General features: G+C 72.7%; 14 protein-coding genes. 8 read left to right on the top strand and 6 right to left on the bottom strand.

The features are described 5' to 3' along the window. Complete coding sequence (locus tag ACH4U8_RS22910) at nt 1–1,377, bottom strand: MFS transporter (protein ID WP_395779777.1); 1,377 nt, start codon at nt 1,375–1,377, stop codon at nt 1–3. Nucleotides 1,378–1,478: 101 nt separating this feature from the next. Between ACH4U8_RS22910 and ACH4U8_RS22905 the strand changes: the two genes are divergently transcribed. Both ACH4U8_RS22905 and ACH4U8_RS22900 read left to right on the top strand, forming a co-directional pair. After that, nucleotides 1,479–2,438, top strand: coding sequence for a helix-turn-helix transcriptional regulator (locus tag ACH4U8_RS22905; RefSeq protein WP_360311685.1), 960 nt, complete (start codon nt 1,479–1,481; stop codon nt 2,436–2,438). Continuing rightward, nucleotides 2,435–3,544, top strand: a complete 1,110-nt coding sequence (locus ACH4U8_RS22900; RefSeq protein WP_395779775.1) for a nucleotidyl transferase AbiEii/AbiGii toxin family protein — start codon at nt 2,435–2,437, stop codon at nt 3,542–3,544. Before ACH4U8_RS22905 ends, ACH4U8_RS22900 begins: the two co-directional genes overlap by 4 nt. Here the strand turns inward: ACH4U8_RS22900 and ACH4U8_RS22895 are convergent. Next, nucleotides 3,532–4,329 carry an exodeoxyribonuclease III gene (locus ACH4U8_RS22895; protein WP_395779773.1) on the bottom strand — a complete coding sequence of 266 codons (798 nt, stop codon included), beginning with the start codon at nt 4,327–4,329 and terminating at the stop codon, nt 3,532–3,534. The genes ACH4U8_RS22900 and ACH4U8_RS22895 overlap by 13 nt on opposite strands. A 94-nt stretch (nt 4,330–4,423) precedes the next feature. After that, nucleotides 4,424–4,939 carry an NUDIX hydrolase gene (locus ACH4U8_RS22890; RefSeq protein ID WP_395779771.1) on the bottom strand — a complete coding sequence of 172 codons (516 nt, stop codon included), beginning with the start codon at nt 4,937–4,939 and terminating at the stop codon, nt 4,424–4,426. Here ACH4U8_RS22890 and ACH4U8_RS22885 point away from each other — a divergent pair. The 3 genes from ACH4U8_RS22885 to ACH4U8_RS22875 all read left to right on the top strand — a co-directional run bounded on the left by ACH4U8_RS22885 (nt 4,938) and on the right by ACH4U8_RS22875 (nt 7,135). Beyond that, on the top strand, nt 4,938–5,687 hold the full coding sequence (locus ACH4U8_RS22885) for a TerD family protein (protein ID WP_395779769.1): 750 nt from the start codon (nt 4,938–4,940) through the stop codon (nt 5,685–5,687). The genes ACH4U8_RS22890 and ACH4U8_RS22885 overlap by 2 nt on opposite strands. Before the next feature lie 15 nt (nt 5,688–5,702). Further along, on the top strand, nt 5,703–5,912 hold the full coding sequence (locus ACH4U8_RS22880; protein WP_360311675.1) for a hypothetical protein: 210 nt from the start codon (nt 5,703–5,705) through the stop codon (nt 5,910–5,912). A 302-nt stretch (nt 5,913–6,214) separates the two neighbouring features. After that, nucleotides 6,215–7,135, top strand: a complete 921-nt coding sequence (locus tag ACH4U8_RS22875; RefSeq protein WP_395779767.1) for an asparaginase — start codon at nt 6,215–6,217, stop codon at nt 7,133–7,135. Nucleotides 7,136–7,292: 157 nt separating this feature from the next. Here ACH4U8_RS22875 and ACH4U8_RS22870 read toward each other — a convergent pair whose 3' ends face one another. Beyond that, nucleotides 7,293–7,805: a DUF6228 family protein gene (locus tag ACH4U8_RS22870; RefSeq protein WP_380020737.1), complete on the bottom strand. Its 513-nt coding sequence runs from the start codon at nt 7,803–7,805 to the stop codon at nt 7,293–7,295. A 154-nt stretch (nt 7,806–7,959) separates the two neighbouring features. Continuing rightward, nucleotides 7,960–9,645: an ABC-F family ATP-binding cassette domain-containing protein gene (locus ACH4U8_RS22865; protein ID WP_379990299.1), complete on the bottom strand. Its 1,686-nt coding sequence runs from the start codon at nt 9,643–9,645 to the stop codon at nt 7,960–7,962. A gap of 299 nt (nt 9,646–9,944) precedes the next feature. Here ACH4U8_RS22865 and ACH4U8_RS22860 point away from each other — a divergent pair, with 299 nt between their 5' ends. Further along, nucleotides 9,945–11,156: an LLM class flavin-dependent oxidoreductase gene (locus ACH4U8_RS22860; RefSeq protein ID WP_360311667.1), complete on the top strand. Its 1,212-nt coding sequence runs from the start codon at nt 9,945–9,947 to the stop codon at nt 11,154–11,156. After that, entirely contained in the window at nt 11,153–11,983 is an 831-nt protein-coding gene (locus tag ACH4U8_RS22855; RefSeq protein ID WP_395779765.1) for an SDR family NAD(P)-dependent oxidoreductase, read from the top strand. Before ACH4U8_RS22860 ends, ACH4U8_RS22855 begins: the two co-directional genes overlap by 4 nt. Nucleotides 11,984–12,470: 487 nt before the next feature. Here the strand turns inward: ACH4U8_RS22855 and ACH4U8_RS22850 are convergent, their stop codons facing one another. After that, the gene (locus ACH4U8_RS22850) at nt 12,471–13,256 is read right to left on the bottom strand and encodes a histidine phosphatase family protein (RefSeq protein WP_360311663.1); all 786 of its coding nucleotides are present in this window, start codon (nt 13,254–13,256) and stop codon (nt 12,471–12,473) included. Between the two features lie 263 nt (nt 13,257–13,519). On the opposite strand from ACH4U8_RS22850, the gene ACH4U8_RS22845 reads away from it, so the two are divergent. Continuing rightward, a complete protein-coding gene (locus tag ACH4U8_RS22845; RefSeq protein WP_395779763.1) occupies nt 13,520–14,389 on the top strand; it encodes a RimK family alpha-L-glutamate ligase in 870 nt (289 codons plus the stop codon). Nucleotides 14,390–14,391 lie beyond the last annotated feature (2 nt).

Below are 14,391 nucleotides of genomic sequence, written 5' to 3'. Positions count from 1 at the left end.
TCACCGGCCCAATCGGGCCGCCGGCGCCGTGGTGACCAGCGCCGTCGCGGCGATCGCCCAGGCCGTCAGTTCGCCGGCGTGGTGGAAGTCGGCACCCACGGACAGGTAGAGCGTGCCGAAGGCGGCCACCCCGAGCACCTGCCCGAGCTGGATCATCGTCACCATCAGCCCCGACGCGTCCGCCGCCCTGGGCAACGGGACCCGGCCCAGCGCGAGCATCATCACCGGGCTGTACGCGACGCCCAGCCCGAAGCTGCTCACGATCATCGTGGCGAGCAGGATCGCCAACGGTTGCCCGCTGCCGAACGCCCACCCGGTGGCCGCGAACCCGAGCGCGCCGATCGGCATCCCGATCGTCGGCAACCACCGATGCCACGCCGCGGGCAACCGCTGCCAGCGCAGCGACACCGTCGCGAACACGGCCGAGGACGGGATGAAGGTCAGCCCCGCCTCCAACGCGCTGTAGCCCAGACCGCTCTGCACGTACAGCGCGGTGATGAACATCAGCCCGCCGAACGCCGTCATCACCAACAACAGCGTGACCGCCCCCGCCACCACGCCCGGCATCCGCAGCAGTTCGACCGGGATCAGCGGCGCCGACACACGTCGTTCGACGAGCGCGAACAGCACGAACAACACCGCGCAGGCCCCCAGGCCGACCCAGCCCCAGGTCGGCCAGTGCAATTCGTGCCCCATCACCAACGGCACGACCAGCGCGAGCAACGCGGGGGCGAGCAGCGCCAGGCCCGGGACGTCCAGACCGCGCGCCGCGGGGGTCCCACCGGCCGGCAACACCCGGCGGGCGAGCAGGTACAGCACGATCCCGACCGGGATGTTGATCAGGAACACCGGCCGCCAGGACAGCCCGAACAGGTCGGCGCTGACCAGGAGTCCGCCCAATACCTGGCCGGCGACCATGCCGCCCGCGATGGTCGCCGCGTACCGACCCATCGCCCGGGCCCGGTCGGCGCCGGTGTAGGTGGCCTGGATCAGGTTGAGCACCTGGGGCACCATCAGCGCGGCGCCGCCGCCCTGGACCGCGCGGGCCGCGATCAGCGAGGTTTCGTCCCAGGCCAGGCCGCACAGCAGCGATGCGGCGGTGAAGACGATCAGGCCGACACCGAACACCCGCCGGAAGCCGTGCCGGCCGCCGAGCCGCGAGCCGGTGACGATGAGCATCGCGTAGACGATGGTGTAGCCGGAGACGACCAGTTGCAGTCCCGCACCGCTGGTGTCCAGGTCGGTACGGATCGTGGGGCCGGCGACGTTGACGACGGAGGTGTCCAACAACGCCATGAACTGAGCGGTCAGCAATGCGGTCAGCAGCAGCGGATGGGCGCGTCGCGCCGTGTCCGGCGCCGCGGTCGTGGTGGTCATGCCAGGAGCGTGCGGGCCGCGCGATCCTGTTGCCGAGAGTCTGTCGATCCTGGTACCCGGAGCACCTGGCAGCGGATCGGAACAGAGGCGAGGATGGCCGGATGGGTACCAACACCGCGAGCCGACGCACCGAACTGGGCGCGTTCCTGCGCAGCCGGCGCGAACGCCGAACCCCGGAGGACGTCGGCCTGCCGCCGGGCCTGCGCCGGCGTACCCCCGGGTTGCGTCGCGAGGAGGTCGCGATGCTCGCCGGCGTGGGGGTGACCTGGTACACGTGGTTGGAGCAGGGTCGCCCGATCAACGCGAGCGTGCAGGTGCTGGACGCGGTCGCGCGCACGCTGGGGCTCGACCCGGCCGAGCGCACCCACCTGTACCGACTCGCGCAGGTGCCCTGGGAGATCGAGACGCAGTCGGGCACGACGTTGCCGGTGGAGATCCAGCAGATCCTGGACGGCCTGGTCCCGAATCCGGCCGCCGTGTACAACGCCCGGTACGACGTGCTGGCCTGGAACGAGGCGTACCACAAGATGTTTCCCGGCCTGGTCGAGCAGGCGCCGGACGAACGCAACGTGATCTGGGCCACGTTCATGTCGCCCGACCCGTGCAATCCGTTCCTCGACCGGGATTTCGAGGAGCCGCGCATGGTCGCCGAGTTGCAGGCCGCGTTCGCCCGGCACGTGGGCGAGCCGGAGTGGGAGTCGTTCGTGCGACGCCTGGCGAGTTGCAGCCCGAAGTTCGCCCGGCTGTGGGCCCGTCGCGAGGTCGGCTCGGGCAATCGGCACGTCAAGCGGATCGTGCACAACGTGCTGGGCCGGATGGAATTCGCGGGCACCCGACTGCTGTTGAGCGTGCCGGAGACCCGGATGCTGGTGTACACGCCGGCCGACGACGTCACGCGCGGGCGCCTGGCCGAGCTGATGGCGATGACGACCACGCACTGGTGTTGCGCCGCGTGCCGGCGGAAGTCCCGCTGGACCCAACCCACTTCGGCCCTCGGCGTGCCGCCGGATCGACCCGACGAACCCGCCTGCGCGCTCCCGCCCGCCCGGCTGTCCGGGTGACCGCGACCGTCCCGGCCGGCGCGACCTCCGATCGCGGCGGCGGCATCGAGGTACCCGTGTTCGCCGACCCGGCGCAGCGGCGGCGCTGGTGGGCCGCCCGACGTCGGGCGCTGGAGCACGCGCTGCGGTTGGCCGCGGAGGGGCCCTCGGGCAGTGCGCTGGTGTTGCGCGGCAGCATGCCGCTGACCGTGTGGCTGGGGGCGGCGGCGCGGGAGCCGGGCGACCTGGACTGGGTGGTGGCCCGTTCCCCGGTGCGCCCGGTCGGACTGCTCGACCCGCACCCGTACGTCGCGCACCGCGCGGCGGTCCAGGAGTGGCCCGAGGTGTTCGCCGGCGCGGGTGCGGCCGAGTTGTGGTGCGACGAGGAGTTCGACACCGGAGGCATCCGGGCCTGCCCACCGCCCGAGGGGACCGCGTGGGTGCGGGTGGAGAGCTGGGGCGACGACGAGGACGACGGGCCGTCCGACGACGGCGAGGAGGGGGACGACGCGGGCGAGTCGCCGCATCACGAACTCGTCGAGGCCCTGCGCGAGTGCCCCGACGCGGGTGCCGGCGTGGTCCTGGACGGCAGTTGGGCGCACGCGGAAGGGGGCGGGTACCAAGGCGGCGAGGGTGGCGTGCGGCTGATCGTCCCCTGGCGTGCGCACGGGCTGCCCGAAGGCACGATCCGGGTCGACTACGCCTTCGACGAGCCGATGCCGGAGCCGGCCCGGTGGATGGCGATCCCACGCACGGGCGGCGGGCCGCCGGTGGTGGTGCCGGCGGCGAGCCGGGCGTTGTCCCTGGCCTGGAAGCTGCGCTGGTTGCGCCGGGACGCGGCGCGAGGCGGTGTCTTCGCCAAGGACCTGTACGACGCGGTCCTGCTCGCCGAATCCCCGCATCTGCGGCTGCCCCCGGGGCTGCTGGACCGGGTGGTGGGCGGCGCGCCGATCACCGCACCCGAGATCGGCGCCTGGCCGGTGCCCGACTGGGAGCGGTTCCGCGCGGAGCACCCGGCGGCCCGGGACGGCGCGGCGACCTGGTCGGCCGGACTCGCCCGCGCCCTGGCGTCGCTCGCGGACCGGCCCGGCTCGCCGCGGGTGTCGCGGGGGGCTCAGATCTCGTAGGCCACGGTCACCGGCGCGTGGTCGGACCAGCGCTCCGCGTAGGTGTCGGCGCGTTCGACCACGGCGGTGACGGCCGCGTTCGCCAGCTTCGGGGTCGCCACGTGGTAGTCGATCCGCCAGCCCGCGTCGGTGTCGAACGCCTTGCCGCGGTAGGACCACCACGAGTAGGGGCCGGGGCCGTCGGGGTGGATCCGGCGGACCACGTCGTGCCAGTCGGCCGCGCCGAACAACTCGTCGAGCCAGGCCCGCTCCTGGGGCAGGAAGCCGGACTTCTTGACGTTGCCCTTCCAGTTCTTGATGTCGTGCTCGGTATGCGCGATGTTCCAGTCCCCGCACACCAGCGACTCGCGACCGCCGATCGCCGCCGTCGCGCGCATCACCTTGAGGTGCGCGACCAGGTCGGCCATGAACCGGTTCTTCTCGTCCTGCTTGGGCGTCTCCGCCTCCCCGGTGGGCAGGTAGAGGCTGGCCACGGTCACCTTGGGCAGGTCCACCTCGATCCACCGGCCGGCCGCGTCGAACTCGGCCGAGCCGAATCCGATCCGCACCGCGCTCGGCTCGACCCTGCTGTACACGGCCACGCCGGCCCGACCCTTGGCCGTCGCCGGGGCGTAGTAGGCGTGCCAGCCCTCGGGGTCGCGTACCTCGTCGGTGAGCTGCTCGGGCATGGCCCGTACCTCTTGCAGGCACACCACGTCGGCCTCGGTCGCGTTCAGCCATGCGGTGAAGCCCTTGCCGGCGGCGGCGCGCAGGCCGTTCACGTTGGCGGTGGAGACGGTGATCATCGGTGCAGATTAGCCCGTTTCGGGGCGGCGCGAAGCCGGGGGGTGAGCCGGCGAGGGTCGGCCGGCCCGCGATCGGCGGCGCCGCCCTCGGACCTCAGCCGAGCAGCGCGGCGTGCAGCGCCGACCAGGCCGCGTCGGGGCAACGTGCGGCCACCCGGTCCGCCTCGACCCACTCGGCCGCGTCGCACTCGGACCCGGCGTCGGGCCGGGTCGGCGCGCCCGGCCCCGGCAGCCGCACCGTGTAGAACGCCTGGAACGCCCGGGTCGGATAGCGGTAGCCGGCCGGCGGCGTGCCCAGCAGGGTGATCCGCTGGCCGCCGAACAGGGTGAGCCGCTCGGTGGCCACCCGCAGGCCCGCCTCCTCCGCCAACTCGCGCGCCGCCGCCCGGGCCGGCGTCTCCCCCGGCTCCAGGTGTCCGCCCGGCACCTCCCAGCCGCGTCCGGGCCGGTCCACCCGGGTGAGCAGGGTGCGCCCGAGGCCGTCCAGCGCGAGCACGAAGGCGGTGGTGACGGTGTGGCCCTCGGGCAGATCGGCACAGCGCAGTACGTCCAGCCGGTGCGCGGTGGGGATCCAGGGCACGGTCAGCGATGCGAGCACGGTTGACGCCATGCCGCCATCCTGGCAGCGGTTGCCGAAGCAGGCTCGATCGGTCCGTCCCCGCATCGCAGACCGGGTCCTGTGGCACGGTGGGCGAATGACAACGCTCGCCAAGGGGGCGAACACTCCGCTGTCGAGGCCGACGTTGCACGCCACCCTGGGTTGGCGACCGGGTCCCGGCGTGCCGGACGTGGATGTGTCCGCACTGCTGGTGAACGGCGACCGTCGGGCGGGCGGCGACGCGGATCCGGTCTTCCACAACCAGCCGAACCACCCCTCGGGCGCGGTGACCCACCGGGGCGGACCACCCGGGTCGCACGTGGTCGCCATCGACCTCACCCGCGCGCCGGCCGATCTCGACGCGGTGATCCTGGCGGCCTCGACCGACGCCGGCACCTTCGGCCGAGTCCCGGGTCTGCGCCTGGAGTCGGTCGACGCGAACACGGGAGCACCGGTGGCCGTGTTCGACATCGACGCCGCCGGGCCCGATCGCCCGACCGCCCGACCGGCGAAGCGCACCCACACCGCGGCCGGGCCGCCGCCGGAGTCGCAAAGCGGTGCATCAGGGGGCACAGGGGGGTGCCTCAGGGAATGCCTTAGGCCGCCTTACCCCGCCTTGGGTCGCCTTAGGGCTCCTCGGCGCGGCTTAGGTATCGGGTGGTGGTCGGGGGTGGGCATAGATGCGGCATCCGCCTCATGCCCGGCCCCCCACTGGCACGCGAAGCTGTTACCACGAGCCGGGGAAACCGGGTCGAAGTAACAGAAGGTGGACACAGTGATCGAGTACGAGCTTTACAAGAGCCGTCAGCAGGAGCTTCTCGCCGGTGCCGACCGCGACCGTCTGGTCATGGCGGCGCTGCGCACCCGGCGGGCCGCCGCCAAGGCCCGGCGCGCCGAGCGCGCGACCCACGAGGCGGTGGTGCAGAGCGCCGCCGCGATCGAATCGGTACGCATGCGTCGGAACCTGCAGCTGCTCACCCGGTGACCGCGGCGGTGACCCCCGACACGCGGTCCGGACCGACCGGACGATGTCGACGGCCGAACGCAACACCGAAACCCCCCGGCGACCCCGAGTGGACCTCAGTCCCTCGGGGTCGCTGCACGTCCGGGCCCGGTGCCCGACCCCGGTCCACCGCGGCACCGCGCCGCCGCGCGCACCGCCCGGGCGGCTACCTTGGCGGCGTTCGCCGAAGCAATCGATGGAGAGGCTCTGCCGATGAGCGTCGCGTTGTTCACACTCGGGGGCACGATCGCGATGGCCGGGGCGGTCGGCGCCGACGCCGGAAGGTGGTCGCCCGGCTGACCGGCGCGCAGTTGACCGCCGCCGTACCGGGCCTCGCCGAGTCGGGCATCACGCTCGACGTGCAGGACGTACAGGCCGTGTCCAGCGGGAACCTGACCTTCACCCAGGTCCTCGACGTGGTCGCCGCCGCGTCGCGCGCGGTCGCCGCGGGAGCGACCGGTGTCGTGGTGGCCCAGGGCACCGACACACTGGAGGAGACCGCCTACCTCGTCGACCTGGTCTGGCCGCATCCGGAGCCGTTCGTGCTCACCGGAGCGATGCGCAACCCGACGCCGGCCGGGCCCGACGGCCCCGCGAACCTGCTCGCCGCCGCCCGGGTCGCGGCGGCCGAATCGGCCCGTGGGCTGGGCGCGTCGGTGGTGTTCGCGGACGAGATCCACGCGGCGCGCCGGGTGCGCAAGACGCACAGTACGAGTACCGCCACCTTCCGCTCGCCGGACACCGGACCGCTGGGGGTCGTCGTCGAGGGCCGGGTACGGATCCTGGCCACCCCGCCGCCGCATCGGCCGCTGCCGATCCCGGAGCCGGCCGCGCTCGCCTCGACCCGGGTGGCGCTGTATACGGTCGCCCTCGACGACGACGGCGCGCTGCTCGCCGACTACCCGACCGACCGACGGGGCCTGGTGGTCGCCGGATTCGGCGTCGGCCACGTGCCGGCGGCCCTCGCGCCGGTGCTCGGCGAACTGGCCGCGCGCATCCCGGTCGTGCTGACCTCGCGCACCGGCGCCGGTTCCGTGCTGCGGCACACCTACGGCGGGGCCGGCTCGGAAACCGACCTGCAACGCCGCGGTCTGCTCGACGCCGGCCTGCTCGACCCCTACAAGGCCCGGGTGTTGCTACGCCTGCTGATCGCCTCGGGCGCCGACCGAGGCGCCCTCGTCGCGGCCTTCGCCGAGCACGGGTGAGCCCGAGGCCGGCGCCCGGCGCCGCCCGGTCGCCCGATTCCCGCGCCGGCACCGCCGGTCGATCGCTCGTACCGCGCTCGCGCCGGGCAGGTTCCGCCGGGCCGCGGCGGGCGGCGGCGGGCGCCTCCGCGTCGCCGCGGGATCGAGCCGAGGGCGGTCACCCGTCCGCGCGCGAGAGAAACCGGCGCACGTCGCCCGCGAGCGCGGCCAGTTGCTCGCCCGTCTCCACCACCAGCGTCACCGAGGCGGCCCAACCGCAGCCGCCCAGCCGTCTCGGTCGCAGCTCCCAGGTCAGTTCGACCCGCCCGCCGGAGCGGAAGGCCGCCGTGACGGTGAGATCACGATCGTCGGTGTGCCAGCGGCGTTCGCCGTCCCAGCCGCCGAAGTCCCGGGCGAGATCGGTCAGAAAGCCGTCTATCTCCCTCGTCTCGCCGACCCAGCCGACCACCCGATCGAGCTGCGCGGCCATTTCGGGCGCGTGGATCTCGACGGTGTAGTGCACCAGCCGCGAGGCCGTGTAGCGCACGGCGACCTCGTCGTCGGGGTTGACCGCGTCGCGGAGGCGGATCCGGATGGCCGGATTGTCGTTGCACCGGATGATCACGTCGTTCGGGTCGGTCGATCCGGTCGGCTCGTTCGATTCGTTCGCCGCGTCGAAGTGAGGATGCATCCGCCGAACCGTAGGGCAGAGGGCCCGTCGACGTCATTCCGGTTCCCGGTACCGGGCCCACCGGCCCACCGGTCCGCGAAGGGGCCGCCCCACCACCGACACGACGAACCCCCGGGTGGGCGCGCGACTCCCGCGCCCACCCGGGGGTTTCGGGTCAGCCCCGGACGCGCTCGACGCGCCCCTCGTCCCACACCGGGCCGTCCGTCTCGCGCACCCGACCGTCCTGGCCGAAGACCAGGAAGCGGTCGAAGGAGGACGCGAACCACCGGTCGTGGGTGACCGCCAGCACGGTGCCGTCGAAGGCTTCCAGGGCCTCCTGGAGCGCCTCGGCCGAGACCAGGTCGAGGTTGTCGGTCGGCTCGTCGAGCAACAGCAGGTTGGCGCCGGAGAGTTCGAGCAACAGCACCTGGAATCGGGCCTGTTGGCCGCCGGAGAGGGTGTCGAAGGGCTGCTCGGCGCCGTAGGCCAGTTCGTACCGGTCGAGCACCTTCGCGGCGCCTTCGCGGCCCAGCCCGCTGCGGTGTTCGTCGCCCCGACCGAGGATGTCGACCAGCGTCTTGCCGACGAACTCGGGATGATCGTGCGTCTGCGCGAACCAACCGGGCCGTACCCGTGCCCCGAGCCGGGCCCGCCCGGTGTGCGCCACCGGTGCGATCACCGTCTCGCCGACCGGTTCGTGCTCGACCTCGGGATCGGTGCCGCCGGCCGCGAGCAGCCGCAGGAAGTGCGACTTGCCCGAGCCGTTCGAGCCGAGCACCGCGACCCGGTCGCCGTACCAGACCTCGGTGTCGAACGGCCGCATCAGACCGGTCAGTTCCAGCGCCTCGGCGATCACCGCGCGTTTTCCGGTGCGCGAACCGCGCAGCCGCATCTTGACGTCCTGCTCGCGCGGGATGTTCTGCGGCGGCCCGGCCTCCTCGAACTTGCGCAGTCGGGTCCGGGCGGCCTGCAGCCGGGAGGCCAGACCGTCGTTGTACGCCGCCTTGGTCTTGTACATCAGGACCAGCGCCTTGAGCTTGGCGTGCTCCTCGTCCCAGCGCCGGCCCAACTCCTCGAAGCGCTCGAACCGGGCCCGCCGGGCCTCGTGATAGGTGCCGAACGAACCACCGTGGATCCAGACGGTGTTGCCCGCCGCGCCGAGTTCGATGGTGACGATCCGGTCGGCGGCCTGGGCGAGCAGTTCGCGGTCGTGCGAGACCAGCAGCACCGACTTCTGGGACTCGCGCAGGGACTGTTCGAGCCAACGCTTGCCCGGGACGTCGAGATAGTTGTCCGGTTCGTCGAGGATCAACACCTGGTCCGGGCCGCGCAACAGCGCCTCCAGGGCGAGCCGCTTCTGCTCGCCGCCGGAGAGCGTGCGCACCTCACGCCACTTGGCGCCGTCGTAGGTGGTGCCCAGCGCCGCCTGACAACACTGGTCCCAGGCCGGCTCGATGTCGTAGCCGCCCGCGTCACCGAACTCGGCGAGCGCCGTGGCGTAGCGCATCTGGTGCTTCTCGTCGTCGTTCTCCATCAGCGCCAGCTCGGCGTCGTCGACCGCGCGCATCGCGTCCCGGATCCGCGGCGGGGCGAGCGAGACGAGCAGATCACGCACCGTGGAGGCGTCCCGGATCCGGCCGACGAACTGCGGCATGATGCCGAGTCCACCCGTTCGGGCGACCGCGCCGGTGTCGGGTTTCAGCTCCCCCGTGATGATCCGGAGCAGCGTGGTCTTGCCGGCGCCGTTCGCCCCGATGAGCGCCACGGTGGTGCCGTCACCGACCCGAAAGGAGACCTCGTCCAACAGAACACGCCCGTCGGGAAGGGTGAAGCCGACGGTGTTGACATCGATGTAGCCCATGGCCTGCGCGCGTCCTTCGTCCTGCGGTCGGGGGATCCGAGGTGGTCCTCGACGGGTCGTTCCGAGGATGACAACCCTTCCTACCCGTTCCACGCCGACCGGGCCAACGCATTTCGGGCTCCCCCGCACGGTAGCGCGCCTCGGGCACGTCACGGAACGCACCGGCGCGAGCGGCGCCGGCCCGCGGGCCGCTCGACCCGCCGACCCGACCACCTTTCGCATAGTGCAACTATTGATTCGCGCATCGCAACCTGGAACGGTGACGGCTCATCAGTTTTCGGGTATTCCAAGGAGTCGCGGTGGCACACACGGAACCGCAGCAGATCGCCCGGCAGGTCGCCCTGGGCGAGCGCCGTCCGCTCGAGTTCGGGGTCTTCCTGGCCCCCTTCCATCAAGCGGGGCGCAACCCGACCCTGATGCTGGAACAGGACCTGGCCCTGGTCGAGCACCTGGACCGGCTCGGTTACGCCGAGGCGTGGATCGGCGAGCACCATTCGGGTGGCTGGGAGATCGTCGCTTCGCCCGAGTTGTTCATCGCGAGCGCCGCGGCCCGTACCCGGCACATCCGCTTCGGCACCGGCGTCGTCTCGCTGCCCTACCACCACCCGCTGCACGTCGCGGATCGGCTGGTCCTGCTCGACCACCTCACCCGCGGCCGGGTCATGCTCGGTGTGGGGCCCGGCCAACTCGCTTCCGACGCGCACATGTTGGGCATCGACACCGCACGTCAGCGGGCGATGATGGAGGAGTCGCTGGAGGCGATCGTCGCACTGCTGGCCGGTCGCGAACCGGTGACCCGGGAGAGCGACTGGTTCACACTGCGCGATGCCCGGTTGCAGTTGCGGCCGTACACCCACCCGTCGCTGGAGCTCGCCGTCGCCGCGACCTTCTCGCCGGCCGGTCCGCGTACCGCCGGGCGGTTCGGCGCGGGCATGCTCTCGATCGCGGCGAGCCAGGAGGGCGGCTTCGACGCGCTGGGCACGCACTGGGGCATCGCGAACGAGGTCGCCGGTCGGCACGGGCAGACCATGGACCGGTCCAAGTGGCGGCTGATGGGCATGATGCACATCGCCGAGACCGAGGAGCAGGCCCGCCGCGAGGTGGCGTACGGCCTGGAGGGCATCCAGAACTACCAGGCCAAGGTGCTGCCGATCCCGCTGGACACGTCCACTCCGCTGGCGGACCGCATCGACCACGGCAACGCGACCGGCTCGTTCATCTGTGGCACGCCGGAGATGGCGATCCGTCAGATCGAGCGGTTGTGGCAGAAGTCCGGCGGTTTCGGCACCTACCTGTTCATGGGCGCCGACTTCGCCGACCCGGAGGCGACGAAGCGTTCCTACGAACTGATCGCGCGCGAGGTGATCCCGTACTTCACCGGTGCCGCGCACGGCCCGCTCGCGTCCCAGGACTGGCAGGTGGGCCTGTCCCAGACCTGGCGCGACCAGACCGCGCACGCTGTCGGCGGGGCCGTGAAGGACTACGAGAACACGAAGGGAAGCACGGCGTGAGCACGCGGATCGAGGGCGACGCCGGCCCGGGACGCGTCGCGGGCAAGGTCGCCCTGGTGACCGGGGCGGCGGCGGGCATCGGGCGGGCCGTGGCACACCGCCTGGCGGCCGAGGGCGCGTACGTGCTGGCGGGCGACATCGACGCGGCCGGACTCACGACGCTCGCCGACGAGTTGGGCCCGGAGCGGTGCGCCACCCGGTTGTGCGACGTGACCGTCGAGGACGACGTGGCTGCGCTGGCCCAAGCCGCCGTGGACGAGTTCGGCGGCCTGGACATCGCGGTGGCCAACGCGGGCGGCGGCACGGCGGCCGAACTGGCCGACCACGAGTACGCCGCCTGGCGTCGCGTCGTCGACCTGTGCCTCAACGGCGCGTTCCTGACCGTCAAGCACGCGGGCCGGGTGATGCGCGCCCAGGACGGCCGAGCCGGTTCGATCGTCAACCTGGCCTCGCTCAACGCGGTCCAGCCCGGCCGAGGCATGGGCGCGTACTGCGCGGCCAAGGCCGGCGTGGTCGCCCTGACCGAGGTGGCCGCCCTCGAACTGGGGCCGTCGGGCATCCGGGTGAACGCGGTGGCCCCGGGCCTGATTCGCACCCGGGCCACCGCCGGCATGTGGCATGTCCCGGGCGTGGTCGACGAATACGTCGAGAACGCCCCGCTGGGCCGGTTCGCGGAACCCGAGGAGGTGGCGGCCGTGGTCCTGTTCCTGGCCTCCGACGAGGCCTCGTTCGTCTCCGGCAGCGTCTACGGCGTCGACGGCGGCGCCCGCACCCGACGGTATCCGGACCTGATCGGCGCGCTGGAGCGGTTGTCGGACCGGGGGTGACACGGCGCCGGAGCGATCCGCCGGCGCCGCGATCGTCCGCCCGGCGACCGAACGGTTGTCGGGCGGACGATCATGGGCGATCCGGTCGGTTGCGAGCAGAGCGCCGGATCGGTGATCAAGCGGCTGATCAGCGACGAAATAGGGCGGGAAGGCTCCTCTTCCGGTTACTGACGCAGCGTCATATTTCTGTTCGGTAATGGCGCTATCGCCTTCGAATGGACGTCTCCGCGATCGGTTGGAAGCCGGGTCCGGCCGGGTTCGACCTCTTCGTTCGGAGGCGGTTTTCCGGCCTCGCAGCGGGGAAACCAGAGGGCACCGAACGGGAGGGGAGGGGACCTGACACCCCCACTGCGCGACGGCGCACCCCCACCCCGCGGGTATCAAGGCGCCGACGGTCGGGCCCACTCCCCCGTGCCCGACCGTCGGCCGCCGCGAACACCGCGCCGCGGCCGGGCGGTCCCCGGCCGCCGACCCGATCCCCGCCCGCTCAGCGCACGTCGATGCCGCGCAGATGCCGCGTGTCGTTGTAGCGGATCGCCCGCAGCCGCCCGTCGCGCGCACGCCAGCGGGAGATCGAGGCGTTGCCCACCGGATCGGTCCGGACCAGGCGGTCGACGTCCGTCTCGGTGAGGCCCTCCAGGATGTAACGCAGCATCAGCACGGTCGCGTCGTGCCCGACGATCAGCACGTGCGCGCCCGGCGCCTCGTGCCGCAGGTCGGTGAGCAGCGTGCGCAACCGCAGCGCGACGTCGGCGAGGGATTCGCCGCCGGGTGGGCGGTAGTACAGGTCGCCGACCCGACGCCGACGCTCGGCCTCGTCCGGGTGCAGCCGCTCGATCGCGGCGGCCGTCCGCAGCTCCAGGACACCCATCTCGCGGTCGCGCAGCCGTTCGTCGCGACGAGGTCGCGGCAACAACAGCCCCGCCCGGGCCGCCTCGCGGGCGATGATGCGCATCGTCGAGCGGGCCCGGCGGTACGGCGAGACCAACACCACGTCCGGCGTCTCGGCCCGGAGCGCCAGCCGTCGCCCGACCGCGGCGGCCTGATCCTCGCCTCGGGCGCTGAGCGCGATGTCGGCGTCCCGACCCACCGTCGCCGGATCGAACTCGCCCACTCCGTCGCCCACTTCGGCCACCCCGTCGACCGGGGTGCGGTCGGGGCCGGCTTCGGCGGCGGCAGCGGCGGCGAAGGCCGCGTTGGCCATGCTCTCGCCGTGGCGTACGGCGACGATCTCGGCGGGCCCGAAGGGCGCGGTGTCCGACGTGCCGACCACGGTGCCCCCAAGCCTCGTTCCCTGTCATGGTTCTCACCCCGCCGGCCGCACCGAAACGCCCGCGGGCGCACCGACGGCGATCGCCGGCCCGAGCCGACCGCGCCCTCGCCTCCACCCCCGTCTCCGCGCCACACCCGACGCACGCCCCCACGAGGTCCGCCGTCCGACGAGCGAGCACACGCCAACCACCTCGTGGGTTGTTCGGTCGGGACACGGCCGGGCTTGGGTGATCTTCCATCCGCGTATCCGGATAATCTGACCGCATGATCGAACCTCGCGTCGCCCTCGCCACCTGCGCCGAGCTGCCGGACCTCGACCCGGACGAGCGCCTGCTCTTCGCCCCGCTGGCCGCGCACGGCATCCGCGCCGAGGCCGTGGTGTGGAACGACCCGACGGTGGACTGGGCCGCCTACGACCTGGTGGTGCTGCGCTCGGTATGGGACTACCCGACGCGCCGCAAGGAGTTCATCGAGTGGGCCGCGGGCGTGCCGCGGCTGGCCAACCCGGCGTCGATCGTGGCCTGGAACACCGACAAGACCTACCTGCGCGACCTGACCAGGGCCGGCCTGCCCGTCGTGGAGACGATGTGGCTGGAGCCCGACTCGACCGTGACGCTGCCCACCTCCGGCCTGCATGTGGTCAAGCCCGCGATCAGCGCCGGATCCCGCGACACCGAGCGATACGACCTGGCCGCACCCGAGCAGCGCGCGCTCGCCGCCGGACACGCCACCAGCCTGCTCGCGGGCGGTCGGACCGTGATGGTCCAGCCGTACCTGGAGGCCGTCGACACCGTCGGCGAGACCGCACTCGTCTACTTCGACGGCGTCTTCAGCCACGCCGTCCGCAAGGGTCCGATGCTCGACGGCACCGCCGAAATGGTCGACGGCCTGTTCCGCAGCGAGCGGATCGAGGCACGCGAACCCTCCGCCGCGGAGTTCGCGGTCGCCGCCCGGGTGCTGACCGAGATTCCGGTCGGCCCGCTGCTGTACGCCCGCGTGGACCTGATCCCGGCCGCCGACGGCACGCCCACCCTGCTGGAACTGGAACTGACCGAGCCGTCCCTGTTCCTCGGCCACGCCGACGGCGCCGCCGGCCGCTTCGCGGACGCGATCGTGACCGCGCTGCACCCGTAGCC

This window comes from Embleya sp. NPDC020886, assembly GCF_044333915.1.
GTDB lineage: Bacteria > Actinomycetota > Actinomycetes > Streptomycetales > Streptomycetaceae > Embleya.
Note: the sequence above shows the minus strand (reverse complement) of the source record. Positions and strands in the feature narration are given on the sequence as shown.